Annotated in this window: 21 protein-coding genes and 3 pseudogenes; 6 read left to right on the plus strand and 18 right to left on the minus strand. The window is 32.3% G+C overall.

The annotated features are described in order from the left end of the window. The first annotated feature begins 625 nt into the window (after positions 1 to 625). The 3 genes from AB3K24_RS04920 to AB3K24_RS04930 are packed head-to-tail and all read left to right on the plus strand — an operon-like array spanning position 626 to position 1,828. On the plus strand, positions 626 to 874 hold the full coding sequence (locus tag AB3K24_RS04920; RefSeq protein WP_367974085.1) for a transposase: 249 nt from the start codon (positions 626 to 628) through the stop codon (positions 872 to 874). A gap of 22 nt (positions 875 to 896) precedes the next feature. Then, entirely contained in the window at positions 897 to 1,049 is a 153-nt protein-coding gene (locus AB3K24_RS04925) for a hypothetical protein (RefSeq protein ID WP_367974086.1), read from the plus strand. Between the two features lie 41 nt (positions 1,050 to 1,090). Beyond that, on the plus strand, positions 1,091 to 1,828 hold the full coding sequence (locus tag AB3K24_RS04930; protein ID WP_367974087.1) for an IS3 family transposase: 738 nt from the start codon (positions 1,091 to 1,093) through the stop codon (positions 1,826 to 1,828). 61 nt (positions 1,829 to 1,889) lie between these two features. Here the strand turns inward: AB3K24_RS04930 and AB3K24_RS04935 are convergent, their stop codons facing one another. The 6 genes from AB3K24_RS04935 to AB3K24_RS04960 form a co-directional block, all read right to left on the minus strand. Next, positions 1,890 to 3,446 (minus strand): hypothetical protein, encoded by a 1,557-nt coding sequence (locus AB3K24_RS04935; protein WP_367974088.1) that lies wholly within the window; start codon positions 3,444 to 3,446, stop codon positions 1,890 to 1,892. A gap of 199 nt (positions 3,447 to 3,645) precedes the next feature. Continuing rightward, on the minus strand, positions 3,646 to 4,185 hold the full coding sequence (locus tag AB3K24_RS04940) for a hypothetical protein (RefSeq protein ID WP_367974089.1): 540 nt from the start codon (positions 4,183 to 4,185) through the stop codon (positions 3,646 to 3,648). A gap of 66 nt (positions 4,186 to 4,251) precedes the next feature. Then, a complete protein-coding gene (locus AB3K24_RS04945) occupies positions 4,252 to 4,671 on the minus strand; it encodes a hypothetical protein (protein WP_367974090.1) in 420 nt (139 codons plus the stop codon). 218 nt (positions 4,672 to 4,889) lie between these two features. Continuing rightward, positions 4,890 to 6,134, minus strand: coding sequence for a DNA cytosine methyltransferase (gene dcm / locus AB3K24_RS04950; RefSeq protein ID WP_367974091.1), 1,245 nt, complete (start codon positions 6,132 to 6,134; stop codon positions 4,890 to 4,892). Between the two features lie 114 nt (positions 6,135 to 6,248). Next, entirely contained in the window at positions 6,249 to 6,896 is a 648-nt protein-coding gene (locus tag AB3K24_RS04955) for a hypothetical protein (protein ID WP_367974092.1), read from the minus strand. Between the two features lie 211 nt (positions 6,897 to 7,107). Beyond that, a complete protein-coding gene (locus AB3K24_RS04960) occupies positions 7,108 to 9,129 on the minus strand; it encodes an RNA-directed DNA polymerase (protein ID WP_367974093.1) in 2,022 nt (673 codons plus the stop codon). A gap of 241 nt (positions 9,130 to 9,370) precedes the next feature. Here AB3K24_RS04960 and AB3K24_RS04965 point away from each other — a divergent pair, with 241 nt between their 5' ends. Beyond that, a complete protein-coding gene (locus tag AB3K24_RS04965; RefSeq protein WP_367974094.1) occupies positions 9,371 to 10,543 on the plus strand; it encodes a reverse transcriptase domain-containing protein in 1,173 nt (390 codons plus the stop codon). A 676-nt stretch (positions 10,544 to 11,219) separates the two neighbouring features. On the opposite strand, the gene AB3K24_RS04970 is transcribed toward AB3K24_RS04965, so the two are convergent. Continuing rightward, positions 11,220 to 12,284, minus strand: a complete 1,065-nt coding sequence (locus AB3K24_RS04970; protein WP_367974095.1) for a hypothetical protein — start codon at positions 12,282 to 12,284, stop codon at positions 11,220 to 11,222. A 409-nt stretch (positions 12,285 to 12,693) separates the two neighbouring features. Here AB3K24_RS04970 and AB3K24_RS04975 point away from each other — a divergent pair, with 409 nt between their 5' ends. After that, positions 12,694 to 13,452, plus strand: coding sequence for an SDR family oxidoreductase (locus AB3K24_RS04975; protein ID WP_367974096.1), 759 nt, complete (start codon positions 12,694 to 12,696; stop codon positions 13,450 to 13,452). A 93-nt stretch (positions 13,453 to 13,545) separates the two neighbouring features. Here AB3K24_RS04975 and AB3K24_RS04980 read toward each other — a convergent pair whose 3' ends face one another. From AB3K24_RS04980 to AB3K24_RS05020, 9 genes and pseudogenes are all read right to left on the minus strand, one after another. Next, a complete protein-coding gene (locus AB3K24_RS04980) occupies positions 13,546 to 14,466 on the minus strand; it encodes an IS30 family transposase (RefSeq protein WP_367974097.1) in 921 nt (306 codons plus the stop codon). 140 nt (positions 14,467 to 14,606) lie between these two features. Continuing rightward, positions 14,607 to 15,878 carry an SMODS domain-containing nucleotidyltransferase gene (locus AB3K24_RS04985; protein WP_367974098.1) on the minus strand — a complete coding sequence of 424 codons (1,272 nt, stop codon included), beginning with the start codon at positions 15,876 to 15,878 and terminating at the stop codon, positions 14,607 to 14,609. Further along, positions 15,865 to 16,431 (minus strand): SLATT domain-containing protein, encoded by a 567-nt coding sequence (locus tag AB3K24_RS04990; protein ID WP_367974099.1) that lies wholly within the window; start codon positions 16,429 to 16,431, stop codon positions 15,865 to 15,867. The genes AB3K24_RS04985 and AB3K24_RS04990 overlap by 14 nt, the downstream gene beginning before the upstream one ends. Positions 16,432 to 16,532: 101 nt before the next feature. Then, positions 16,533 to 16,786 (minus strand): annotated as a pseudogene (locus AB3K24_RS04995) (hypothetical protein). Continuing rightward, positions 16,783 to 17,052 (minus strand): DUF3781 domain-containing protein, encoded by a 270-nt coding sequence (locus AB3K24_RS05000; protein WP_367974100.1) that lies wholly within the window; start codon positions 17,050 to 17,052, stop codon positions 16,783 to 16,785. The pseudogene AB3K24_RS04995 and the gene AB3K24_RS05000 overlap by 4 nt, the downstream one beginning before the upstream one ends. Then, positions 17,049 to 17,417: pseudogene (locus AB3K24_RS05005) on the minus strand (hypothetical protein). Before AB3K24_RS05005 ends, AB3K24_RS05000 begins: the two are co-directional and overlap by 4 nt. Next, positions 17,410 to 18,269: pseudogene (locus AB3K24_RS05010) on the minus strand (DinB/UmuC family translesion DNA polymerase); the annotation flags it as partial. The pseudogenes AB3K24_RS05005 and AB3K24_RS05010, both read right to left, overlap by 8 nt. 127 nt (positions 18,270 to 18,396) lie before the next feature. Next, positions 18,397 to 19,494, minus strand: coding sequence for a hypothetical protein (locus AB3K24_RS05015; RefSeq protein WP_367974101.1), 1,098 nt, complete (start codon positions 19,492 to 19,494; stop codon positions 18,397 to 18,399). A gap of 469 nt (positions 19,495 to 19,963) precedes the next feature. Then, positions 19,964 to 20,626, minus strand: coding sequence for a hypothetical protein (locus tag AB3K24_RS05020; RefSeq protein WP_367974102.1), 663 nt, complete (start codon positions 20,624 to 20,626; stop codon positions 19,964 to 19,966). Between the two features lie 644 nt (positions 20,627 to 21,270). On the opposite strand from AB3K24_RS05020, the gene AB3K24_RS05025 reads away from it, so the two are divergent. Continuing rightward, positions 21,271 to 22,074 carry an IS3 family transposase gene (locus AB3K24_RS05025; RefSeq protein WP_367975574.1) on the plus strand — a complete coding sequence of 268 codons (804 nt, stop codon included), beginning with the start codon at positions 21,271 to 21,273 and terminating at the stop codon, positions 22,072 to 22,074. A gap of 739 nt (positions 22,075 to 22,813) precedes the next feature. Here the strand turns inward: AB3K24_RS05025 and AB3K24_RS05030 are convergent. Together AB3K24_RS05030 and AB3K24_RS05035 are read right to left on the minus strand one after the other, a co-directional pair. Continuing rightward, complete coding sequence (locus tag AB3K24_RS05030) at positions 22,814 to 24,415, minus strand: UvrD-helicase domain-containing protein (protein ID WP_367974103.1); 1,602 nt, start codon at positions 24,413 to 24,415, stop codon at positions 22,814 to 22,816. After that, the gene (locus AB3K24_RS05035) at positions 24,400 to 26,376 is read right to left on the minus strand and encodes an ATP-dependent nuclease (protein WP_367974104.1); all 1,977 of its coding nucleotides are present in this window, start codon (positions 26,374 to 26,376) and stop codon (positions 24,400 to 24,402) included. The genes AB3K24_RS05030 and AB3K24_RS05035 overlap by 16 nt, the downstream gene beginning before the upstream one ends. Between the last annotated feature and the right edge of the window lie 275 nt (positions 26,377 to 26,651).

A 26,651-nucleotide genomic window follows, 5' to 3' on the forward strand; every position in this document is an offset into this window, starting at 1 on the left:
ACTCCGATAATCGGAATTGTACTTATAATGCATTTTAATGCAACCGTTGAAATGATACCAGCGAATATTGATATTTCTACAGGTCTCAATTCATGTTCTTGAATAAAAGGAAATATTTTTTCATTAGTGGTGATAATGCCCAAACTAAGAAGGAGAGGAACATATTGATAGCAGATACTAGTAAGTTTGGAAAAAATAAGAGATATACCATAATTCCAATATTTAGAAACAAAATAACCTCATATGTTCGGTACCTTATGAGCCATTTCTTCTCGGCTTTTCTTTTTCGCTTTTTTAAAATACTTAAATTAAACATACTTTCTCAAAATTTCCTTACTCAACAACATTTTAATATATACCAAACTTCTTGGTAAAGTCAATATTCAATTGTGGTAAAACACGAACAGTAATAAAACTGTTATGGCAATATCTCGCTTTTTCCCGATTTTCTCGTGTTTTACACACTTGATCTTGCCTAAGCTTTAGCATTGTAAGCGTAATTTTTCAGTCTATTAACGCACGTTGCCTCTAATTCCTTATATAAAATAAAAAAGTCTAAGAGTGAAGTGAACCCAATAACTTGGACAGAATAGAAAATCTGTTCAGAAAGTTATTGGGTTTTCTTATGTCAAAATATTCAAATGAATTTAAACTAATGGCAGTTAAGGAATGGCTGTCTGTTGGGACTATGGGAACACCTGCTTTAGTTAAAAAGTACAATATATCATCACCTGCGTTACTTGCACAATGGCGCGATGAGTATCTGGGAACTGGTTCAATTGGTTCTAAAAACAACAAAGCCTATTCACCAGACTTCAAAATAACCGTACTACATTACCTTAAAACTCATTCCCTCTCTGAGGCTAAAACCTAAACCGAAAGGCAGACCACCAACTATGGGACGCAAGCACATTCAGCCACTCACACCTGAACAACAAGAACTCGCTGACCTGAAACAGGAAAACTATCAGCTCAAGATGAAAGTGGCAATTTTAGAAAAATTAAAAGCCTTAGTGGACCAACGAACCGAGAAAAACAAACGGCAGTAACATCACTAAGGCGGACTAAATACTTTAAGTTGCATGACTTATTGACACTAATTGGCTTGAAACGTAGTACGTATTATTATCTAGCAGCTCATCCCATCAATACGTCATCAGATAACAAAATAGCTGACGTGATCCGTCAAATCAAGTCACCACAATTTCAAACTGAATATGGTTATCGGCGTGTGACAACCTTGTTGCACGATCAAGGCTATTTGGTGAATCATAAACGTGTGTTGCGCATTATGCGTCAAAGCGCGCTACTGAGTACCACATATAACACGCGTAAGCGGCGTTACAATTCTTATCGTGGTACGATTGGCCGTATTGCCGAACGTGTCATCAAGCGTGATTTTCAGGCTGAAGCACCGTATCAAAAGATTGTCGCTGGCGAAGTCTTATCGTATCACTTAGCCACAACACCAAGTATGACGTTAGTTATTAAGCCGTTAAAATCCTTATCAAAATATCGTGGTGCTGTGATTCATAGCCATCAAGGCTTTCATTATCAAACCTCAATGTTCATCAACACGTTAAAATATTTTGGGATGACACAAAGCATGAGTCGCAAATCAACTCCAATTGATAATGCGCCAATCGAGAGTTTCTTTCACATTATGAAAGCTAATATCGTGCATGGTAAGCACTATCAAACGTTTCATGAATTCAAAGTCGTCGTTGATGTCTTTATCAACTATTACAATAATCGTCGTATCAAGCAAAAAGGCAATGGTCTGTCGCCAGTTCAATATCGGCAACTCATCACTGAGTATGTTAGTTAATTAATTCTATTGTGTCCAACTATTGGGTTCACTTCAAGAGAGACATTTTTTGCAATAATATTTAATTCCACAAATCTTCTGGTGGATTTTCTGAATCTACATAAGTAAAACTCATTGATATTGGACGATTGTCATTGTACTTTGTAAATGTAATAGCATTAATCCCTATCTCTTCGAGAGTATCTGTTGTGAGCAACTCACGATTTTTGAGTTGGAAAATATTTTTTAAAACCCATTCTCCAAAAATAAATTGTGAGGACAGGCTTTGTATGGCTTTCCCGTTATCTTGGTTAATAAACATTACCATTTTTTCTTGAGATGGTAATAGCTCAAGCGTAAAGGTTCTGTTTTCTTTTGTACTAACCAACTTTTGACCATTCAATAAACCACCATTCTTTACAAAAAAATCTGGATTTTCTGTGTGAAATTTTTTCGAATTAGGGATTGGAATATAAACTTCATAAGGTGTTTTATAGTTTCGCCATAAAATAGTTGTGGCTAAGTTAAATAATTCCGAACCATGAGACAAATATTTTGTCACATCAGAACGCAATCGTTCACGATCTTTTTTTGCTTTATCTGACGAAAAACTATCAAATGCCACTTTATTAAATTTACTAAGCCAGTCGCTAGGCACACTCGTATCCTGTTGTGATAAACTAACTATTCTGTGATATCGTGAATCATTTTTATCCAGTTTGGTTTTAGGAGAACCATACCATGCATTAAATCCTGATCTACGTTCAATTTTTATCATGAATGTCACAGACTGACTGATGTGGTCATCTACAGCCTTGGTAGTTTCAGAATTTAAGTTAGCAAACAATTTGAAAGGATCTTCAATATAAGTTACCGGCCATTTTTCAATACCAATATCTTCATTGCTTATGCCAGTTCCACTATGACCCTTAAATGACATTAATAATTGACTATCTGCCGAATTATATTGATAAAGATGTTGACCATCTGTAAATTGAAAATTTTGCAACATATTAGATTTGGTAGGACCAATTATTTGTAGATGTTTAAGATCAATACTACTGTACGAAGTTTCACCAACTAATATATATGGTTCATCATTCTGCTTATCTTTGTTAACCGAACCAGATGGCATTAAGACATGATAAACAGCTTCAACTTGGCTATCAAAATCAAATCCCTGCAACTGGCTTTTAGATGATGAAATTCGTTTGTTTCTTAAAACAGCTATTTTCTTTGCTAATTCTAAATAATCATCAAAATCGTCATCGCTTGAACCATTTTGTTGTCTTTTTTTAATTCTTTCAATAATAGATCCCCATTCATCTTGTTGACTATCTTTTTTGAATTGAGCTATTTTTTGAAACCCTGATTTGACACCAAATGATTTAATACCAATAATATATTTTGAACCATCAGTTAATTTCACAGAAGCATCGTATGATGAATTACCAATGTCTTCAATTGTTGCATTAAACGATTTTTTAAAAGATGCCTCTTGAAATTTCGAGTTGATAATTGGCGCTATAATGATGCTATCATTGCTACTTTTCTGAGCAAAAGCTTCACTTAGAGAAGCAAAATTAGTGATTAATAGTTTGTATTGATTTTTATTACTTTCATCTAGTAATTTCCACATAGAAAACTCCATAGCATATTGTCAGGTTATTTCTATTATACCTATGTGTACTAAAAAAGCAAAATTCTAATGAAAAGTGCTTTCAATATATATTGACCAATATTAAATAATATTCACAACTTACATCCTGATTTTTTTCAGAACCATACATCAAAACTTAATGGTTTAAGCTTAATTTAATTTGGCTAAAATTTTAAGTTTAAGAAACGACCGGAATGAATACTCTTTGATCTGCTTGGTTATCTGCTGGCAAATAAATTAACTCGGCTTGAATATTTGGTACCTCTACAATTTGCATAACCACTTCATCTAAACTATTTAACTGTTTCTTTTGGGATATTTGATCAATAATTTTTTCCATCCTCATGTTTTCAATTGAAAATCTTTTTTTGGAGTCTTGAACATCATGATAGTTTTTTGCTGTCTTGGTTGTTTTGAATATATATTCTCCAAGTATTCCCCAAGGGTGTATAATTTTGGGTTTAAATAAACTCTCTACTGTAGAGTCAAAGCGACGTTGGTTCTCAATTATTTCCGCTTGTGTTTGTTTTTTCTTAGTCGCGTACAAACTAGAAATTTCATATTCAAAATTAGCATAAAAACTATCATTATAGTTCTTTTTTAATTGCGTAGTTAGTTCTTGAATGATTTCAATTTGATTATTAAGTTTCATTCTAGATCCAATTTCAATTGTTTCAGCAAACAAAAAAAGTTTACTAGCTTCAAATGCTATTGACATACTAAAATTAATGTCACTTATGAAGTGAACCCCAATAGTTGGACAAAATAGAATTAACTAACAGACTCAGTGGTGAGTTGCCGATATCATTGACATAGCTTGCATACCACCTTGCAATACCATAGCTGGATTTAATGCGCTATTTAAACTTATGCTAGTAAATCCAGCATGTTCCATAATTTGCCTTGAAGAGTTTTTAACAATAGTGCTTGTGGTCCCATTTACAAATTTAGAAAGGTTACTTGGATTAGTAGTGGCAGAAAATAAACCATTAGGTGCTTGAGATAAAATTTGTGCTAATGTGAATTTAGAGTTAGCTACTTGAGCTCCTATCTGAGTAATATTTCCCGCAATTAAGGAAGCATTAGGAATAAACACTTCTTTATATTTTTTAATCGTTGCTTGAGACAAATCTGTTGGCTTTCTTAGTTGTATTGTATCTCCCAATTGATTTTTAATCTCAATTATTTCTGGTTCTTTCTTCATTATTAATTTCCATCCATATTTTATTTAACATTTTGAATGTTATTTATCTATTAAAACTAAATATAAGTAATTTTATCATATTACTATTCAAAAATTATATGGGCAAACAAATAATAAAATATTTTTACAAATTACAATGATTTTTTTGAGTTTCCTTATAATACATCTGAATATACTAAAAAAGCACCATTCTAATGAAAAGTGCTTACTGATATATATTAACCAACTACCGAATAAAATTCATAATTCCCACCACGCTTTATGGCATTGAAGAAGTCATCATTTTCAAAAATTGGTAACTCCTTTTGTCTATTCAAGTGACTATCATCTTCAATGGCAGTTTCCTTATCGTCATACCAATCAACGGTGAATGATTCACCCGCCATACGACCGTCCATTTTAGTGTAAACTAAAGCTACTTTGTCATCAGTTTTTGGCAATGCAACATCTGTTGTCAGTGATTTAATGGCTCTATTGATACTCTTAGCTAAGCGAGTAATCACAGGAACCACAACAGAATTTCCTGCTTGCTTATACAATGCCCCCATTGATTCATCAACGGGAAGATGATAATTTTCAGGATAACCCTGTGCATTAAAAGCTTCTCTTGGTGTGAGTTTTCTAATATCCCCATGATGAGTACGAATTAGTGGCACATTATGGCCACCAGTACCCATATTAGCTGTTAATGTAGGAACAACACCCGATTTATTTTCACGAACATACTGACGTCGCCATTGATAAACAGTCTCTGAACTCTTCATAGCTTCTATTAATTGAGGATAAAAAGTTTGCTTATCTTTCTTATAGAAGAACCTGTCTTCCATAAAATCTCCAAACTTTGTGATTTCACCAATCTTTGCATCAAAATCAATAATATCAGATAGCTTAGTCGTTAAATTAATTTTTTCTGGAAAACTAAAATTATCAAATGCTTTTTTGTCTTTAAAGCCAACAACATAAATACGTTCTCTATTCTGTGGAATATTACCGTATTCTTTAGCATTAAGAACTTTCCATTTAATATGATAACCCGAATGAACAAGAAATTCACGAATAACTTTAAAGGTATTGCCATGATCATGTGTCACAAGATTTTTTACGTTTTCTAAAAAGATAACCTTAGGTTGTAAAAATCTTATGATACGGTGTGTTTCAAAAAATAGATCTCCACGATTGTCCTCAAATCCATGACGATAACCTGCAATACTGAACGGCTGGCAAGGGAAACCAGCGAGTAGTACACTAGCATTTGGTGCTTCTGCTTTGACTTCTTTTGCATCAACTTGCTTAATATCTCGTCGATCAAGATATGTTCCACGACTTTTGAAGTTTGTCTCAAAAGTATGTTGCGCATTTTTATCAAACTCATTTGCATAGACTGTACGATACTCACCTGCATCTTCAAACCCTAAATCAATTCCGCCGACTCCGGCGAAAAAGCTAACGATGTCATTTTTCATGCCAAATCCTCCTTTTTAATTTTTTTGTTTTATAACAAGTATTAATTGTACTACATTTAATAAAAAAAAGTAGCAAAGCTTGCCACCTAATTAGCATATAAATAAACTAACTGTTTATTTATTTTTATAATAGTCAAGGAAATTTAGGGGATTCCTTAACTCTTCATATCCCCAGATGTAATTATCCGCGTCCAGAGTTGTGTTGGTTCCTGGAATATTCTGTCCCTGAAAATAAATATGACGGTTTTCTAAGTCTTTCATAGCATTAATAAGAAATTTCTGAGGTATATATCCATGTATAGTACCACTGGTCATATCTGAATCAACGTTAACCGCAAACCAAAAAGAAGGTATAATGTCTGATGATGATTTTATCAATTTGCTCCCATCAGTAGAGAGTGACCAATCTTTTCTTTCTAACATAAGATTATGTGCCCGTTGGCTAGAAGCCTTGACATCAATTCGCCATTTATAGTTTTTACTAGTAATTATTTCTAAATCAAAACCATCGTCCCATTCGGATAAAGGATAAATAGTCAGATCAGGTTGATTAGAAACTTTTACGTCATTATCGATCAGGAAGTTATATAAGATTAATTCAGCAGACTTGCCCCTTTTAGCATCTGTATATATTTGATCCGACGAGCGATGAAGGTTACCACCAGTGCGGTGATTTCGATGATTTTCTCTCATTGATAAACTAAAATTTTCAATCAAATTTATTTGATCGTCATTAAGCTTTATTTTAAAATAGTTTTTCATAAATTATTCTCGTTACACCTCGTCTATATTAAAGCAATAATTGAATCAATATTCATTTTTTCGGTCTAAATACTAATGCTCCTATACTTAAATTCCTGCCTCCATTGCTTTCTGCTCTTATGCTAAAAAGATGTGATCAATTGTAAGGCAAATATTTTATTTTATGGACTGAAAAAACAGTCCATTTTCGTTATAAGAAAACAGTATATGGCTAAACACTTGTTAACCCGTCAAAATTAAAATTACTGTCAATTACCTTTTTTCGAAGTACCATTTCCAAGAAATGATCAAAAGAGGCTCCCCACTGATAATACGAAATGCCGGATAATTCTGAGGACTTATTTTTCGATCCTTGTAATTTGTCAATTTCTGTTTGAAATTTTGCTTGTAGTATCGAACGAAATATTTTAGACTTACCTGGAAAATAATAAAAGTCGTTTAAAAGATAGAAAAAGTTCCCATTTTCTACAGCAGCTATACCTTCATGTTTATATTTAGATAACTTACTAGTGAGTAATTCGCAAACTGACTCATAAACTGAAATATATTCTTTTAAAATAATATGGTTTTTCGAGTCATATACATAGTTAGTAATTGCAGTCAAAACAAAATAGTCATTTAATAATTCTCTCTGTTTTAGAAACTTCTGCAAAATAAAAGAAGGAAGAAAATAATCATATTTTTTAAAGAATTCCATGAGCGTAACAATTTCGTAACCTTCACTAATTTCGAACCAATCAGAGGTGAGCACATTGCATATATGTTGAAAAATAAAATTAATAATGCCACGTGGTTCATTGCTAATTTTTGTATCGGATAATAGTATTGAAAAATTAGATTCATTGTCTATGATTGAGTCAATCTCTTTTAAAATACGTGATACAAAAACAATGTAATGTCGAACAGACTTAAAACAAAAATTAGTTTTTAGTAGAGATGTTACACCTACTAAAATAGACATAGTCTGCCTAGAATTTATTTGTGAGAACTTTATTAGGCCGTGCAGACTTGAGAGACTATAATTTACCAATATGTCTTTCCTTGAAGGTTCATTTAATATTAAATTATTTACGTTATCGAGAAGAACTTCCCAAAGATATGTTGATCCAAGATACTGTTCTATCGTAGTATCAGAAGATTCAAAATTTTTTTGTTCGCTAAATTCAATAAATCTCGACTTTTTGAAATCTAAAAAAATTTTTTTTAATTCCACTACTTTGGTATAGAGGATACTTGTTGTATCTGGAAAATTTTTAATTTTAGAGTCATTAATTGACAAGTTGAACGTTCTTAAACTAGAAGCATATTGATTTTCAATCATATCATTTAATAGAGGATCATTAGAAAAAATAAAGATATCGTCAACATAACGTATCACACAAAAATCCTGATTATTTACTTTATTGCAGCTTTCTAATAGTTTCTTTTCAACAGATTTATCTACTTTTGTCATGAGCAATTCTGCTATAATTCTTGAAAATTCTGGACCAACAACAATCCCATTCGTTTCCTGAAAATTAATTGACTGCATCAATGAATCAACGACAACTTCGAATGATTCAGAAAGTGGACCTTTTAAATCTTTAATTTCTTTAGCAATTGATTTAGAACCTAAAAGTGCCCATGTTAATGAATGAGTATATATACTAGGAAAAAAGTTTTGCAAATCAATTTTCTTTGAAACCTTATACTTTAATTGGATTTCTTTGAATTTTGAGTTAGAGGCCATTCCAGAAAAGCTTGGTGCCCATGCGTAAGAAAAATAATGAGCAAAATTCTCAACGCTTTCTTCTGAACTTACACCACTTTTTAAATCAAAAGAAGACAACATTTCAGACATTTCATTTTGTTTTTTTTGCTTTTTTCTAATAGTATTTTTATTCCGTCTCAAAGGCATTCTAAAACTGAAATTAGAATTCATACTATCTAAAATGTCATCTTCAAATTTTAGAATGAAATAAAGAGCTTGAATTTGGGCTCCTGGATGCAACAAACTCATTTTTCTAACTTTATGTCGGGACACTCTTGTGGTAAAGTTAAGTGGCTTACTTTTTAAGAATCCATATTGGCAAGTTTGCTCTAGGGAAGATGCCGGATTATTTGTATTAGTTTTGATTTCTTTCTTTATTTTTTTTTCACTGAATAGGTCATTAGTATAAAGTACCTGATTAGAAAAAAGAGCTGGAATTTCTTCAGGTAAAATATCAGTACGTAAAAAGTAATTATTAGCCATGTTATTATTCTCCTGACTACTGTATAATACAAGTATACTAAAACTCGGGAATTAAAGGTATATTTCTTTTCTAATCGAAAAATATACGATGAAGGGAATAATGAAATATACTTACACAAACAGAAAATACCAACCTAGTACTTTCAGCGGGCAAGCATGCTTGTAAATAATCAATTTAATTTTTGATTATTTTTTCATCTCAACTGAGTTTTAGTGTACATAAATTAGGATCGAATAGAAAATGAATTCAAATAACTACACTATCTCAAAATTGAATAAAAAAAGAAATATATATAAAATCACTGATTCTAAGTTAGAAAATGATTATCATGAGTTAGCTGAATTATTTAAACATACATATAATCATTTACCTAACAGAAATAGGGCATTAAAAAAAGTTGTTCGTTCTCTCACCCCTCGTTTATATAATATGAATAAACAAGGCCATTATTTTGTTACATGTTTACCCAAGACAATTATTCGAGGAGATATCAAAGATTTTTTTCCTTCAATAAATAAGCATATACTTTATAAGCACATTATACATTCCAGCAGATTAACTTTAGACAACTCTCATAGAAAACTGCTTTCAGATATGTTATTCGACCCTAATTTTATCGGACTTCCACAAGGGTTATCTATATCTTCTATTCTTTCAGAGGTATATCTAGAAGAATTTGATAAACTAATAGAATTAAAATTTCCTGAATGTGTTTACATACGATACGTTGATGACTTTCTACTTATTTGCCCAACTTCACAGATTTATAAATATAATTTTTCAGCTATGATTCAAAATTTATTGTCTGAATATAAACTAAAACTATCTGATTCTAAATTCTCAGTCACTTCTTTTGACGATTCCAGCGAATTCGTTTTCCTAGGGTATCATTTCCGTCGGGAAAATAAATCCATGATAATTAGTATTGACAATTCAAAAATCACTAAGCTACAAAAAAGAATTAATTCATACTTCTATGACTATTTAAAACATGACACCTCTTTTGAAAAGCTTTATTTAAGGTTGAAAAATATCTTTTATGGTGTTACCACGTTGGCTCCTAGCACTAGTTCTAAACAACGACAAGGTATACCGTACTCATATCCACACATTACATCGTTCGAAAATATACAATATCTTATTAATAATATTGAATATCAATTAAAAAAATGTAGAAATTTAAAGTTCATGGAATTAAAAAAAATAAGAAAACTTTATTTTCCATATTCTCATTTTGATAACAAAAGAAGTGACGCGGTACAAATACTTTTAAAACAAAGGTTTAACTATTTAAATCTCAATGTTAAACAGCTTGTTAGTTTACTTAAAACATTAGATTCTAGTTTTGTTTATGCAAACCAACCTAAAACTAGTTTAGTTCATCTTTTGTTTTTTATGCTATATAATTCATAAAAAATACTTTTCTGAATGTCTTACGGCACATTAGAATAGGCAAGTATTATTCAGATCACTGTCTACTTTTGAAATTTCATTTTTTATCTATATCTAACGACATAAGCCTTAGGCGCAACTTATATGCCACTATAAGTGCTCATCTCATCGATCTTATGATTTTCTTCAACACAGTACCAGACTTTTCTCTCTGTACCTGCGCTTGATTAATAGCTCATAATCATATAAAATTAGGTTATTGAAAATAACTTTAAATTTTGATTCTCATTAATAACGTTGTCGAAGGCATTATTTTATCAATCAAGAGTATATTTAGTTTTCAATGTACTGAAACACAGCTAGTAAATCTAGTTGTGTTTTTTTGTGCTGATTTTTAATGTTAATACTTTCTTAAGAAATATTCGTGTTTGACAAAAAGAATAAGCACAAGGAATGTTACAGAAGTATTTCAACTCCTGTTTCACACCTTATGCTTATAAGTTTATACTTTAAGATGTAAGTGTCAACCCAAAAACAATGGAAAAATTGCAAGTCATTTCAGCAATGTTAAAACACGGTCCACGGTTTCTAAAGCTTATTTTAAGGCTGTTTAACATCTTGGATGCACAACTAAATTTCTAAAAAAATACAGATATTCAATATACAATATGAGTATCTGTATTTTTTATATGCTACGCTATAATCTTTTACTGATTGCTTTTGTGAGTGCATTTCTGTCATTTATCGTTAATGCAGCTTGAACATATAAACTCCAAGCAATAAATCGACAGTTTCCAATCTTACCAGCTAACCATATACTTTCTGAGGTTTGCACGTCAATGTCATCATAATAGGACTTTACATGTTCAAAAGTACCATTACCATTAATAAACAGGTACTTTAATTTTCCGTGCTGAATAATGTAGTCTGAAATGTTTTGACTAGCTTTGAGCACTTTCTTGCTTTGTTGCTTTGTTGCTAAGTTTGCCCATTTTAGATAAGTAGCCCAAGGTGTAATATCGAGATGGATTAACGAATTTTCAAAATAAGAAAATCCTAAAGGAAATACTATGCGATTTAGTTGATTGAACCACTGTTTATAAGGAAACTTGTTAAAATAATTGATACAAGAGTAATAAACTTTTTCAGCTTCTTCTAAACTCAAATAATCAGTATCTTTTTTGTGCAATATATCACGATCGACTAATCTTTTTTTACTTGCAGTTAATAGTTGTTGTTTATGGTCACGAAATTCCAAATCAGATGGATTCAAGCTGATAGTCGCCGAGTGCGCTGTTTCGATGTTACCAAAAAATAATACAGGAACAGATTGGCTAATTATACCAATATTATCAGGAATTGGTTGTCTAATAAAATTTATGATTTTTGTTTGTAATGCTGTTGTTGGTATTTTTGGTCCCTTTACTTCTTGATCAAGTAAATTTATAAGAGATTTTATAGTGGCAGGATTTGCTGTTTTGTAATTGAATTTCTTTCCTTTTAACGGAGTTTCCCCTTCATAAGGTTCCAAATCAAACCAAACCCTGCCTTTATCTAAACCGGTTAAATGATAACCAATCCGATCTCCTAAACGATAGTCTGCTATTACCACTTGATGATACATGACAACAATATGTTTAATCTTATTATTGATAATTGTGTCCAGCTTTATTTTCCATGCACCCGAAGCACGCTGTTTTAATGCCTTTTCACTATTAAATTTTTTATTTAGTTTGATAATCATTACTTTTGATTTAGACATTTTCAGCTCCTGAAGTGTAGTATCTAATTCATTTTAAAATAGACGACAAATAAATTTTAGCATAAAAAGTTAATGATTTGTTCAATATATTTTTATTTTGATTGCTGTTTGAATGTTCTTTTCTCATACGCACGACGATACCTTTGCATCGTTTTATATTCTTTATCAAACATAAATAGCCATTGTAACTACCAAAAAAGACCGATTACTTAACACCCCTAACCTCTCTACCAAATTATGAAGTTATTAGCCTTTTGCTTTGTCAGCTTGATTAGTAACGTTCTGCTCCTATACTGAAATTCCGTACTCTAGGGCGAAATCCGAGATAATATAGTATAGGAGCAATTTCTCTTGCATTAGAGTTAGCTCTAAAGAATATAATATAAGTGTATTTAAGAAAGGATATATTATGGTTGAATATAATAATATCATAGACAAGGTAGTAGTCATTACTGGTGGAGTTAAAAATTTAGGTGCTTTAACGGCAAAAAGTTTTGCCCAAAAATCAAATAAGTTAGTGTTGCACTATCATCAAGAAAAAGACAAGCGTGTGGCAAATGATTTGAAAGCTGAGTTAGAGCATAAAGGTGCTGAAGTAGTATTTTATCAAAGTGACCTATCTAGTGAAGCTGATATTATTGGACTATTTGATTTTGCTGTTAAAAAATTTGGTAAAGTTGATATTGCTATTAACACAGTTGGTAAAGTTCTAAAAAAGCCAATTCTTGATACAAGTGAAGAAGAATTTGATAGTATGGACACTATTAACAATAAAATAGCTTATTTTTTCATCAAACAAGCTTCTAAAAATCTTAATGATAATGGACACATCATTACAATCGCAACATCACTATTAGCAGCCTATACTGGTTACTATTCAACTTATGCGGGCAATAAGGCGCCAGTTGAACATTACACTAGGGCTGCTTCAAAGGAATTAATGGGCCGACAAATATCCGTTAATGCCATAGCTCCTGGGCCAATGGATACCCCATTCTTTTATGGTCAAGAAACAGAGCAATCGACTGCTTTCCATAAATCGCAAGCAATGGGAAACCAATTAACTAAGATTGAAGATATTGTGCCAATAATTCTATTTTTAACAACTGACGGTTGGTGGATTAATGGACAAACAATATTTGCTAATGGTGGCTATACTACTCGTTAAAATATGTAAAAAAGTGACATAACTTAATTGTTATGTCACTTTTTATTACCAATGATATCAGTTTCTAATTAAATTTATGGCAGATTGCAAGAATTAACTGAACACCACATGTTGCAGAAAAACTTGTCTTGGTGATTGCCAATTAAGTGTTTTCATCGGTCGCTCATTAATCCAGTGATTAATTTGGTCTAATTCTTGCGTACCAACGGTTTCTATCTTGCGTTTCTTTGGTATGAAACGTCTCACATAGCGGTTTAATACCTCGTTACTCCCACGCTCTTCTGGTGAATACGGATGCGCAAAATACATTGGCAGTCCTAACGTGGTTTCAATCGTGTCATACTTGGCAAATTCACGACCATGATCAACCGTAATTGACTTGGCATTTTTAATCCCTGAAAAAAACTGAATAATCGCTGGGGTCACGGCGTGACTGTTACGACCACTGACATGACGGACAATATGTTGGCGACTGAACCGTTCAGTAATCGTTACTAAGACATCACCACGTGTTTTACCTGATTGCATCGTATCCACTTCAAAATGACCCAATCTTTGTCGTAACGCCACTGATTTTGGGCGTTGCTCGATGGAACGACCATGGGCAAAAACACGGTGTCGGCCATCATGAGAGCGTTTGCGCCGGGTACCTTGATCTGGTAAATCTGACAAACCGACCGACAATAAGCCATCATCTATCCAGTTGTAAATTGTTTTAAAAGCGATGCCAAGTTCATGCGCAGCTGTTTCAGGAGACCACTTATAAACGCCCAGATGTTGATTTAAAAAGGCAGCAATTTCAGGGGTTAAACAGTTGCGACGTCCCCGACGTTGCCTATTTTCCTTCGCTAAATGTTTGGCTATCTCGGCATTATAAGGCGACACGCGTTTAATTTCATAAGCGATTGTTGTGGGTGAGCGTTTCAAAAAGCGGGCAATGGCACGAATTGAATAGTGAACTTCAAGTAACGTTTGAATGACAGAACGTTCATGAGATGATAAAATAGAAGACATAAGCTGCAGATCCTTTATGGTTGATTTTAGTCAATTACCATTAAAGCGTCTGCAGCTTTTTTATGCAAGTGTTCAGTCTTATTTTACAATCTACCGTTTATATATTGGTAGTAATTATTCTAATGCTCATAAAGAACCTATTAGTTATCAACCCCGTTTAGAGCGTCAATTGGTACTCTGATATAATTTCTAGCGATAACAGTTTGTTGAGAAACAACATAAATTTCAACAAAATGATTTCCAGAAAAGCTAGACGGTTCTACATGAACCTTTTTGTCAGATAAAATTTTACCACGTTCTAATGAATGTGATTTTGCATAGCTACCAACATTACACACTTTCCATAAATATTTGACATTATGCGGAGCGTCATCGCTAATTTGAGCTTTAAAAGCTAATTGTAAATTTTTAGCTATTTTTCTCTTAGAAAACAAAAGCCTTTGAAGTGTTGAGGTTCGGTATCCATTTTGTTCAATAATGGCGTCCAGGGCAACTGTATATTTGATACCCATTGAGTATCTGTCTTCAATGAATGATTCACTTTCGGCAGCAGTATACCCAGGAAACTTCTTCCCGAGCATTTGAGAATACAATTGATTCCTCTCTTCACTGTTTTCAGCGTCTTTAAGTTCATCGGCATAGCGTTTAGCTTCATCGGCAAAGACTTGATCATCATTGTCTATCAAGTCTCCGCTACCCATCATTGTGTAAACACTGCCTGACTGTTCCCCCAGATAAGTCAAAAAACCTATAAAAGCACTCTCCAAAGTATAAGTAAAACTGTAAAAAGAATTAGCTTCTAAAAATTCGCATAACAATGTATCAATGACAATGCCCTTAAGTTTAATTCCTTGAAAACTTCTCCAAGAACGAATTAACCGAGCAATTTCTCGGTAACACTGGAACTGATTTGATGCGTCTAGTGCCTTATCTATTTCATCATTCGGATTTGTCACTTCCCACGATCCTCCTGCATTCGTGTTAGGAAAATCGAACTTTTGATCGAAACGCTCAAAAACGGGAATTAACTCAATAATTCCTTTTTTCATTTCGATACTAACAACTTGTCCATCACTATGTAATACAGTATTAGGGTAACGTTCAGAAATTACATCTTTAACTGATGTTAAAAGTTGAGATTGTATGTTATTTTGTCTTTTATCAAATTGTTCCTTAACCGTTGAAGGAAGAACAAATAAAACATCGTGATCACTTGTGCGTTTTGTATGTGTTTTTCGTCCGTAACTTCCTGCAACAATAACATTTTCATTGTCAGAATCTGTAGCCCAATAATGTGAATTGAGCTTTTTTACAACAGATTTTAAAGTATTTTCAAAATCGTCATCATCTTCAGAGCTAGGTGTCAATGTATCTGTTAACCATTCTTGTAAAAAATCATTACTTGATGTCATGCAAAGCCTCCAATATTTCTTTATCTATAAACAAAGGATAATCTGTATCCTTTACATTATGTTCTTCCTCTTTTAACTGCTTGCTAGCTAACTGAACAGACTTTGAATCAGTGGCAGGAACTAATTTAGACAGTGAAAGTCTTTCTTGTTCAAGAGATAGCCACTCGTCGTTGATGGAATCAATGTCTCTATTATCGAAAGCTAAATCGCGTAAACAATCCATCAATTTTTCTCGTAAAATAAACTGGTTATTAGCATATTCTTTTGATTGCTGGAATAGCTTTTGATAATCCCATGCTTTTAAAATTCCTGAACTTACAAAATTAATTAATCCCAATACCGCAGCAATAAGCTTAGCCCATATTGAATCTACAAAAAGCAACGAAAGTGCACCAGTGGATGTCAGGCCTGCCGTAGTTATTTGAATAAACTTCCACCGACTATCTAACTGCATATACTTTTCAGCTTGTTTTTCATTTATTTTATGTGTCCACCCTACACTTACTATTGCGCCCAATAATGCGTTTTTTAATCCCTTGGCTCTAGTCGACATTATTTCTCCATTAACAATTTTTTATATCATTATAATATTTTTATTAACTAATTGCTATCACACAAATAAATTAACCGTACAAAATGAGTGATTTTTCAATTTCACTTACTGTATATATTTGTATTTACTTTTAGCCTTGTTGTTTTGCGAACTTTAGCAATGATTTCGGGTATCTGTGCTCTGTACTCACTGTCTAATCTGGCTATTTGCTGTGAGTGTGTCGATTATAGTATTCAAAGAAAATATTGACCTTTTTTGAGTATATCTAATTAACCACCCTCACCTCATAGATTGTGTTAGGCTGTTTAGAAAACATCTTTTTAATATCTTCAATGACTGCATCAATTTGATTCATTTCGTTGTCCCTTGTAATTTGTTTATCGTAATCAGACGGTAATTATTTTTATTGATTGTTAGTACAACACCTTCAGTTTTATCTTCAATGTAATAGTTTTTACCTCGACAAAGGATTGACATAAGCTCACTATTTAAAACCCTTTGTACTAGTGCCTCAATCTGAGTGGATGTCATGTCCCGACTTAACTTTTTGTTTACACGTTGATAAACCAAAGCAGTATAACAAACATGAGATTGGATTACCTTGAATAATTCGTGTGTCATTCTTCTTTCACCACCGCTCTAATATTTTCAAATGCAATATAGGACTCATTAATTATAGACCCTAAATCCGAAAAGCCATCTACCATACCTGTCGTGTTAGGAACTAAGTTGCCGTTCGTGTCCTCAATATTTTGTTGTACGGTCACAAATTCATAGTTGGCCGATGCATGACGCAAGATATTTTGACATTCAGTTAAGGACATCGTTGGTGATTTAACAGGTACTTTGTTCTCGGCTTGTGCTTAACGTTTTAACGCTGAGGTATGGTCGGACAGAAAATAACCATTTCACTTCACTTTCCCACGTTCACGATAATCGTTTTGAAAATAATTATTGATCATCTTACTAAATTCTTCGTCACTCATAACTGTTACCTCCATTGTGACCACCAACAAGGCTGGCACCGGTTTTTAATCGCCGTGCCACCTTTTTCTTTGGACATTGCCCGCATCAGGGCTGTTGTGCCAAACCGTTTCCGAAGTTCATCAACAACTTGATCAATCTTATTGGATTTAATTGATCGTTCTGGTTGTTCAAATAAGTCAAGCTGTACGCCAGTATCTTCAATTAAGCAACCATAATCGCCATTAGTTTGCGTGTATCATTAGTGAGATCAATTCTTTGTTGCTTTCTAAAGTCATGAGACCCTGGTGCTCACTTTCTACAAAGGAATATCCGATGAAAAGACTGACTAAACAAGTTTGTTTCTTGTGTGCTCTAATTCTAGTAGCCATTTCACGGACAACAATTTCAATTTCTTTTTTTGTTTATAATCACGCGGCAATACCTGGGAATTACTGTATGATTTGCTTTTAGGAACAACGACCTCAGTCATATGCGTGCGATCAATGCCCTAAGATAAGGCAAATAATTGCTCTCCAACCAACCCCAATTTTGCTCTAAATTGATGAGGTTCTGATGCGCCAAGTCCTACATGGAATGAATACTCATCACTTCCAGCTTGTGTGCTGTATGGGAGCCAAGCCAATACCTAGCTTGGTAATTAATTGGCCATAGCTTGGTCGGCACATCCTCATAGTGCCAGACAGACGCCCGTTAGACTCTTTGTATTCTTTGCTTCAATATCTAAGGCAATTTTTGATAGTATAGGTGTATTCACCAATACCAACTGTTAAATAGACGCCAGTTCCCGCCCTAACCTGTTTTTGAATTTTAAAAGCCACTTCTTCGGGGGTCTTACCAAACAACCACCAGGAATCTATATGTCGTTCGTTCTCTCATGTCCCCCCTATTTTTGATTTAATATAATATTATTCATTACTTTTTCCATTCTAAACAATATTCATAATTCCATCAATCAAAGTTTATCCATAAAATTAATTATTAGTTTGATGCTTCATCAAAATATATCGTTTGTATGTCATCTATGGACTGAAATGATTGTATTGTGTTTTTTATTGAACTTTTTTTGGTTATAGCATTTTCGATATTTAATGCATGAAAAAGAGATTGCATTTCTTGGTTGTCAAATATATCACCCTTTTCCTGAAATATTTGGTAAGGAATCCATATCTCATAGTTGGAATATAATAACTTTACATAGGTGTCATTTTCTGGTGAATTTACGAATGACCTACTTCTATTAATGTGTTTTTTATTTGGAATGTATGCAATGGATTTTAGGTGAGATGGTAAATTATAATTTCTATTTAGAATGTCTTGGATTTTGACAACGTCATTAGCTGCATCAGACAGTTTCAATTCCCTCTCTTTAAAAACAGAAGTAAAATCATTATGATAATTATCAAAGGCTGAAAGAAACATTATTAGTTTGTTATTTAATGTATACAATGAATATGCACTTTCGGAAGTAATGGAAGGATAAGTAGAAAAAGTATCATTTAGAAAGTCATATTCAACAATGGAATTTGTTCCTACAATTTCTCGTATTTTCTCTGTCTCAATTTTACTAAATTTTGACAAAAATCGAACTAGATTACTGGGACCAGTGCCATAGTATCGAACATTAAATTGATAACCAAAATCCTCACAGTCAAATACTTGGCCATCTTTAGTTATGAACGCTGACTTTGTAATGGGAACGTTTTGCAAAACATTATCTTGGTTAGAAAAAACACTTTGAGAGCTTGCTGTCTTGAGAATTCCATAGGCAAAAAGATCCAAGGGCTCAAAAGAAACAACAACTTTTTTTAAAGCCATTTGTAATGGTACTGAGGGTGTATAGCCTTTATTACGTTCTTTGCTTAAATACTCTTCATTCAATTTATGTTTGATCGACATATTGTACAGTGAGAAAGCGTTTTGAAAACTAGTTTTATCAATATCTCGAGATTCATTTCTAAGCTCGTTCACAGTTGTAGGAGAAATGCTTGTAGTTCTGCTGATTTCTTTTGTACTAATTGATGAATTTAAAAGATTACGAATTGATTTGTACATGTTGTATTGGTTTGAAACTGACATAATTATTAGTTACCCTTCCTTTTTATAGGTCTATTTTAACTCTATAAAAATAAAAAAACAACCGTTTAAAGTCCTAAATAGACCATAAACAGTTTAAAACGGCGAAATTAGCTGTAAAACATATTTGATTCCGAAACTATTTATAATACTTGGGAGAATAAAACCAACACTTCCCTCAAACAAAAATATCATTTATATTTTTATTTGAGTATTCTTCACACTATTAATTCAAAATGTTCTTGATATTGTATTTCTGTCAATAACTTGCTGAGACTGAAATCAGTAATGTTGAATTTATCAGCAAGCATCTCACGGCGATTCTTATCAATATCCTTCACTGTGAATCTTTTTGACAGGATGTGAGATATTTTAATCGCAATATCTAGTGTGGGTAGCTGATGATAACGGTCTTCCTTGTCATTTGCGTAAACGTTTAGTAATCATTTGATGTCATAATAAAGTTTTCTTCTTACATTCCTCTTGATATTTGTGATTCATATTCTTCTTGAGCCTTTTCTTGTTCAACCTTATTTTGATTCCTTAAGAATTGACGTTCTGCGTTTGTTTCAGCGCGAATGTCTTGACACCACAGGCAACTAATTTTATTAAATGAGTTACCACGTACTGGCATTTGATCACTAATGTGGTTTGTTTTTGTACTTTGATTGTCATTCAACGGATGACTATCCAAATTTTTTTCCTGAGTTCTGGATGCGATTTTAGTCTTCTCTGTGTTACTATCTTTATTGCGCTTTTTAACCTGGCTTAACAATTCAGACATTTTAAAGTCTGCATATTCAGGTTTTAGTTCTTTTGCAAATAAATCATCCAAAAGTTCATTAGTTAGCTGATTTGCTTTAGCCAGCTTACTCTTGCCAGATGTTAATTGCGTATTGCCAACCTGCCAACGTCCTTTCATGTCTTGCGGTAAGGCATCATAAATTTGTTTAATGACTTTTGCATGACGATCACTTAATAGATTTTCTGGCGCTGACTCAACGATTTCTTTTTTAAACCCACCAAACCAAACAACATCGTTTTCATCTTCTCCCAAAGGTAAATTAAAACCTTTATTGATTAGCGTTTTAATAACCTCCTTCTCCGCATGCTTCAATTTATTTTGGTTTATCATGCGTGTTTCAGGATCATAAAGATTATTTTTAACTAACCAATCTCCCCTGATCGAGAAAGCGAGTTCATGGATGTTATTACCATTTTTCTAGGCCACATATAAGTCTTTTCTAAGTAATGAAATATCATAATTTAGTTTGTCGCTACCAAAGATTGGATGCGCTTCTGTCACCGCAGAATTTCGGTTAGCATACCCTCGCTTGCAAAATTGTTCCTTTAAGTCAATTAAATTCGTCATTGATTCATTATTGAAATCACTTGTCTTCTCCGAATTATTAGCGTAGTCAACTAATGTTCCTATACTGAAATGCCGGACCACTTTCTTTCTAAAGCGTAATCCAAGATAATATCGTATAGGAGCTTTTATGAAAAAATATACCCGAGAATTTAAATCGTTAATTGTGACCTTGTACAACCAAGGTCGTTCAATGAATATCACTTAGCTGTTCAAACTGTCACCGGTTGGGTTAAAAAAGCTGAAGTCATTGGCACTGATGATCAGGGTCAACCGGTCACTCGTGCGCAATTTAATATGCTTCAAAAAGCATACGACCGCCTACAAGAAGAAAATAAGACCCTAAAAATTGCGGCGGTTTTACTGGGTCAAAGAAAGCAAAAGTAACGCGTAAGACCCATCTGCCAGTCATTCAAACCCTTTTGAGTCAAGGCTTTAAGCTAGTCATGGTGCTGAGAGTGCTAGTGATTCCCAAAAGCACTTACTTTGATTGGACGCATTATCATGAGCCGACTCGTCAACGTGAAGATGGCATTTTAACAGATTTATTGCTTGAAATTTGGCAGAAAAACTATCACGCCTATGGTGCGCCACACTTGCAAATCGCCTTAGCTGACTTGCATTTACATCATGGTATCAAGCGTATTAGACGTTTGATGAAGGCAGCAGATATTTATTCTGTGATGGTCAAACGCTTCAAACAACCAACAACAACGGTTGATTACAAACAACGACCAAATTTGATCAAACATCTCACGTCAGTGAATGCTTGGAGCATGGACATCACTTATTTGAAATTAACTGATGGGCAATGGGTGTATCTTGCGTCCGTGTTGGATCTAACTAGCCACAAAATTTTGGCTCATCAAATCAGTGCTACGATGGACACAAAGTTAGTGGTGTCAACGTTACAACGGGCTTTATCGCAACACGCAAAACCAGATTATTTGCACACCGATATGGACAGTCAATTTACCAGTTTTGGCTTTGAACAAGTGTTACAACAACAAGCTATTGCGCATTCTTATTCAAAATTAGGCCATCCTTATGACAATGCTAAAATTGAGAGTTTTCATTCACTCTTAAAGCGAGAAATGATTTATCAATTCAGATTTACCTCGCTGGCACATTTAATTTTGGCTGTTGCGAACTATTTAGACTGGTACAATGATGAACGTATCAGTGTTGTGCATCGCGACAAGCAAGTCGCTTAAACGAACAGCCCTAGAGAAAAAAGAGTCCGAACTATTGACTTAGGAGCACACAATTTCCCTAGGCTTTTGCCTTGTAGTGATAATCTATTAAATTTGTTAACCATTTTTATTTTCTCTACTTTCTTGTGTATTAAAAAAGAACATTTGATTTAAATGTTCTGACTATAATTATTCATTTGTTTTGATACTTAAATTTTTTTCTCCTTGTATTTACAAATTTTTGTTGTTTTCGGTTATCTTAAGAAATATTGGCTAGTATTTTTTTTGAAAAGATAATAAACTTAAACTTTTTTGGAGATAAATATGAGTTTAACAAAATATAAAACCAAAGAAGCAGGTCATAGCTGAGTTTATTTGATATATATATATTCATACTTCTCTTAAATATTTTTGCATTCAAAAATATTCTCCAAAAAAGAATCATCAATTGATTTAGGTAAATTATTATCTTCTGAAATAACTGAGCTGATAACTCACTTTGTAAAAAAATGATTTAAATTGGCTGAAAACTCTCCTTTATATATAACCTTTCTTTTTTGTGACAAGGTCAGCTTGCTCTATGCCACCTCTCGCAAATGCCGAATTAGTAGAATATTCCTCGTTATAGAATGCAACAATTGATGATTTGAAATCTGGTAAGTGTCTCTTAGCTCGCATAGAAGACTTGTAAACTTGATTATCTCGAAGTATACTTTGGAAATAAATCAGTCGGGATTCTTAGTATACGAGCAGCAGACTATTATAGGTTTTCATAATTAATATTTATGGATGAAAATTTATGTTTAAATGCACTTAAAAAATTGGGGTGTCTAGAAGTATTTACATAAATTGCGAGTCCATGCTTAGCCCTAGTAATACCGACATAAAAAAGATAAGACATTAAATCAGAATCTTTATTAAACTTATCAGATTCAGAGTGATAAAAGTTTAATATATTCCAATTTCTGTTACCAAAATAACCATAATCTATATTTAAAATTACGTTATCAAATTCAAGGCCTTTTGAACTGTAGATGGTAGAGCTTCCGTTGTTTATTTTTTTCAAGTTACTATAGAATCTATTAATATCAAATAATTGTTCATAGTTTATTTTTGACAATAATAATTCAACTTCATCTTTGAGCTTATATTCATCATTTAAATGCAGTCCTAAATTTATTAACTCTGCATATTGAATACAATGAGTTTTTTTTTGATTACTTAGGATTCTCGCAATATCTTTCATGGAAACTGAAACCAATGACTCAAGTGTAAAAATATTTTGTAGTGAAACTACACTATCATAATCAGATCCAAAAAAAAGATTGCTATAATTCCATAATGCTTTAATTCTAAAATTTAATGCGTCCTGGTTTAAAACTTCTTTCCAATCTAATTCTCTAGAAGATAGAATTCCATTTTTTAACATCTTAGCAATATCACCGAATTCAGTTGCTTTGGTTTTGAGACCGTTTGTATTTGAAAGAACTACACTTTTTTCAAATTGCATCTTTTGATTAATCAAAGAAACTTTATCATTTGAAAGCGTAGATTTACTAATAAATACTGTGGGCCTGGTTTTATTAATATCGTAATCAGTTACTTTCGCTATTTGCTGTAAATTATCATAGCTACTTCTTGAGATATTAAAAAAATCTACTAAATCTTTATCGGATCTATAATTAAATTTCAAATAGAACTTTTTGGCCTTGAAAGATTCTAGAATAGAATTTAAATTATCTTTACGTGATTCTAAATAAATAGACTGAAAGGGATCACCATAGAGGCCAAGAACGGACTCAGGTGAAACGTGTTCAAATAAAGCTTCAAGAAATTCTGAATCGGTATCTTGAAATTCATCAATTAATATATAATCAAATGAGTTAGTTATTAATTTTGAAAAATCTGGTATTTGTTTCAAAGCATAAGTAAATATTTTTAAAACTTCATCGTGAGATAACCATAAGATACTATTTTCTTGATTAAAAGAAGCAACACCCAACTCTCCATATTCAACACTTTTCACCTGATCAATTGATATTCCAGATAAACTTTGAATTTCAAAATTGTCAAATGAATATAATAAATTTAAAATCTTTATAGCAATTGAAGATAGAATATTCCAAGCAAATGAATGAACTGTTGACATCATGATATGTGTATTGTCTGTCCGGCTATATAACTCATCTATGGCTGCATTTGAAAAACTTATAACTGTTATTTTTTTTTGTAAAAAATTCAATTTTTTGATATCTTGAACTAATTGGAATGTTTTTCCAGCGCCAGCAGCACCTCTCACCTCATAAATTCCGTTTGAAAAAAAATAATAGTCTGGATTATTGTCGTTTATTTTGCTAACCATTCTAACCCTTTCGTCAGATAAGTAGGTATTTGAAAATCTGTGTTGGAAATCAAATCTAGGCTTTGTAGCGCGAAATCAGCTTTGCCTTTTTTTAACAACTTTTTTTCTACGTCGTTTAAACAATATGGATTATTTTCAGCTAGTTCTTCAACATCATCATATATGAGATCATGAAGTTTGTACATTTCCATGTTTAATTTACTCTTTGTAACCATCGCACTTTCAAGAGTTCTAGGCAGAAAATTATACTTCTTGTTCCATCCTTGAGTAACTATTTGGAAATTAAAACTGGCATTTTCTCTGTTAGGAGTCATTTTTCGAAATGCATGGATATACTCTGACTCTTTACTTTGCTGAATAAGTTCAGATAAATCTAATTCTGTTAGTGTCGGCACTGAACTGTCAAATAAATATTTTAGATTATTATTAGTTGTTCTTATTGGTCTATTTTTATCTATATCATCACTTATGTTGACTGTTTGTTTATAATCAATGTCTGTTATCAGAAGAACCTTATCATAATATAAATCAGAAATAACTGATTCGTAGCTACTAAAATAAGTCCCGACAGGTATGAAAGCTATTTTCTCACTAAGAAGTTTAGGAATATTTTTTCTTATCATTGCGGTTAACATTATTTTTTCAGCGTTACCTTCGTAGGCAATTAACTTATCTGCAAAAAGCATTTCAGCATTATAGTTCAAAATTAATTTCTTTAATTTGTCTCTACCAACTTGACTTTCACCTCCTAAAGAATTCCAATTGATAAATTTGGTTTCATTGTTTATCTGCCTACCAATAATTAGTTCGAAATCTAATTCAATTGAAGATACCGCCATTTCAGGAGAATGAGAAATTATAGTTAATTGATAAGGAATATCTAATTCAGATGCTTGTTTCTCAATAAATTCAGAAATTTGTTGAATAAAAATATGTTGCAATTGAGGATGAGTAAATGCTTCTGGTTCTTCAATAACAAAGAAAACTGGATTTTTCAAACCTAAATTTTTCATTTGAGAAAAACTAGCAGAAACTCTAGCAATTATATTGTAAATGTTTTGGTAACCAAGTCCTTGTGCATTGAGAGGTAATTCAAAGTTGGATAATTTTTTAAATGTTTGCGCAATTCGAACTTTGGGATTTTCAAACCATTCGTCAATAGTTAGTATTGCTTTTAAGGGATTTTCAGGATTACTAGGATATGCAAAACTTTTTAAATCAGATTGCAAAGATTTCATTTTAGGAGTGACTTTCTGATTAATTTGATTTTGCAAATCCAAAAAGACGTCCTCAACATCCTCATTTTTAGAAATCATTGTTGAAAATTTTTCAGAGAACTGGCTTTCAGTAGCTTCTTGGTTTCCTAATTTTCCTCTATCAACAAAACGAAATGCCATAATTGGAAACATTATAATTTCCCCTTTTTGAACATTTTTTAATCTTGATTGACTCTGAGGCAAAAATTTAATGAATGATTTATTTATTGGTAGTAATTTTTCTCTGCCAAATTCAAAATCATCAGCAGAACCAACATATACCTTTTTAGTAAATAATTCTAATAATTCTTTAACATTTAACACATCTTTTAACAGTTCATGATTCTCTTCAGGAATAGAATAAGAAATTTTAACTACAGTTTCACCGGAACTACTAATCTCTGATAAAAACTTCCAATAATCTACTGGTAAATCCTGCCAACTATACTTAATAACTATTTCAATAGAATCATATTGTGTGATTCTAGAAGGGCTATTTCTGTTTTCCATTATTTTTATTAATAAATCAATATTTATGTCTTTCAGACTCAATTTAGAATTAAATGAATTAAATGCTTCTATAATACTGGTTTTACCAATATTATTTTTCCCAACTATTATATTGTCTTTTTTTAAATATAAATTGCTATATTTAATAGAACGAAAGTTTTTTAATTCAATTTGAATTATATCAAGTTTTGTCATCTTTATCCTCTGAAATTGATTAAAAATATACTCATAACAATAATTATAACTCTATCACAGAAATTGATGTCTATAAATTTTTAATTCTGAATGTTGAATATAACTTTTGACCAATAATGTTAAATTGTCTCGATTGTTTAAAAGCCTTCTGATACACAGGGTGTTGAAAAAATCTAGTTTTTACAAAATGTAATTTAGTATCTTATATTTTTCGAAAAAAAGATTTTTGATATCAAAAAAAATTTGTGACTAACCTAATTATTTTAAATTTTTTC

Source organism: Leuconostoc aquikimchii, from assembly GCF_040838325.1.
GTDB classification, from domain to species: Bacteria; Bacillota; Bacilli; order Lactobacillales; family Lactobacillaceae; genus Leuconostoc; species Leuconostoc aquikimchii.

Coding starts and splice junctions, on each gene's coding strand:
- AB3K24_RS04955 (WP_367974092.1), bottom strand. CDS start 6,896: ATGAAAAACTATTTTAAAATAAAGCTTAATGACGATCAAATAAATTTG.
- AB3K24_RS05020 (WP_367974102.1), bottom strand. CDS start 20,626: ATGATAAACCAAAATAAATTGAAGCATGCGGAGAAGGAGGTTATTAAA.
- AB3K24_RS04925 (WP_367974086.1), top strand. CDS start 897: ATGGGACGCAAGCACATTCAGCCACTCACACCTGAACAACAAGAACTC.
- AB3K24_RS04935 (WP_367974088.1), bottom strand. CDS start 3,446: ATGTGGAAATTACTAGATGAAAGTAATAAAAATCAATACAAACTATTA.
- AB3K24_RS04975 (WP_367974096.1), top strand. CDS start 12,694: ATGGTTGAATATAATAATATCATAGACAAGGTAGTAGTCATTACTGGT.
- AB3K24_RS05000 (WP_367974100.1), bottom strand. CDS start 17,052: ATGACACACGAATTATTCAAGGTAATCCAATCTCATGTTTGTTATACT.
- AB3K24_RS04965 (WP_367974094.1), top strand. CDS start 9,371: ATGAATTCAAATAACTACACTATCTCAAAATTGAATAAAAAAAGAAAT.
- AB3K24_RS05015 (WP_367974101.1), bottom strand. CDS start 19,494: ATGTCAGTTTCAAACCAATACAACATGTACAAATCAATTCGTAATCTT.
- AB3K24_RS04960 (WP_367974093.1), bottom strand. CDS start 9,129: ATGGCTAATAATTACTTTTTACGTACTGATATTTTACCTGAAGAAATT.
- AB3K24_RS04985 (WP_367974098.1), bottom strand. CDS start 15,878: ATGACATCAAGTAATGATTTTTTACAAGAATGGTTAACAGATACATTG.
- AB3K24_RS04920 (WP_367974085.1), top strand. CDS start 626: ATGTCAAAATATTCAAATGAATTTAAACTAATGGCAGTTAAGGAATGG.
- AB3K24_RS04980 (WP_367974097.1), bottom strand. CDS start 14,466: ATGTCTTCTATTTTATCATCTCATGAACGTTCTGTCATTCAAACGTTA.
- AB3K24_RS04970 (WP_367974095.1), bottom strand. CDS start 12,284: ATGTCTAAATCAAAAGTAATGATTATCAAACTAAATAAAAAATTTAAT.
- AB3K24_RS05035 (WP_367974104.1), bottom strand. CDS start 26,376: ATGACAAAACTTGATATAATTCAAATTGAATTAAAAAACTTTCGTTCT.
- AB3K24_RS04940 (WP_367974089.1), bottom strand. CDS start 4,185: ATGTCAATAGCATTTGAAGCTAGTAAACTTTTTTTGTTTGCTGAAACA.
- AB3K24_RS05030 (WP_367974103.1), bottom strand. CDS start 24,415: ATGGTTAGCAAAATAAACGACAATAATCCAGACTATTATTTTTTTTCA.
- dcm (WP_367974091.1), bottom strand. CDS start 6,134: ATGAAAAATGACATCGTTAGCTTTTTCGCCGGAGTCGGCGGAATTGAT.
- AB3K24_RS04945 (WP_367974090.1), bottom strand. CDS start 4,671: ATGAAGAAAGAACCAGAAATAATTGAGATTAAAAATCAATTGGGAGAT.
- AB3K24_RS04990 (WP_367974099.1), bottom strand. CDS start 16,431: ATGTCGACTAGAGCCAAGGGATTAAAAAACGCATTATTGGGCGCAATA.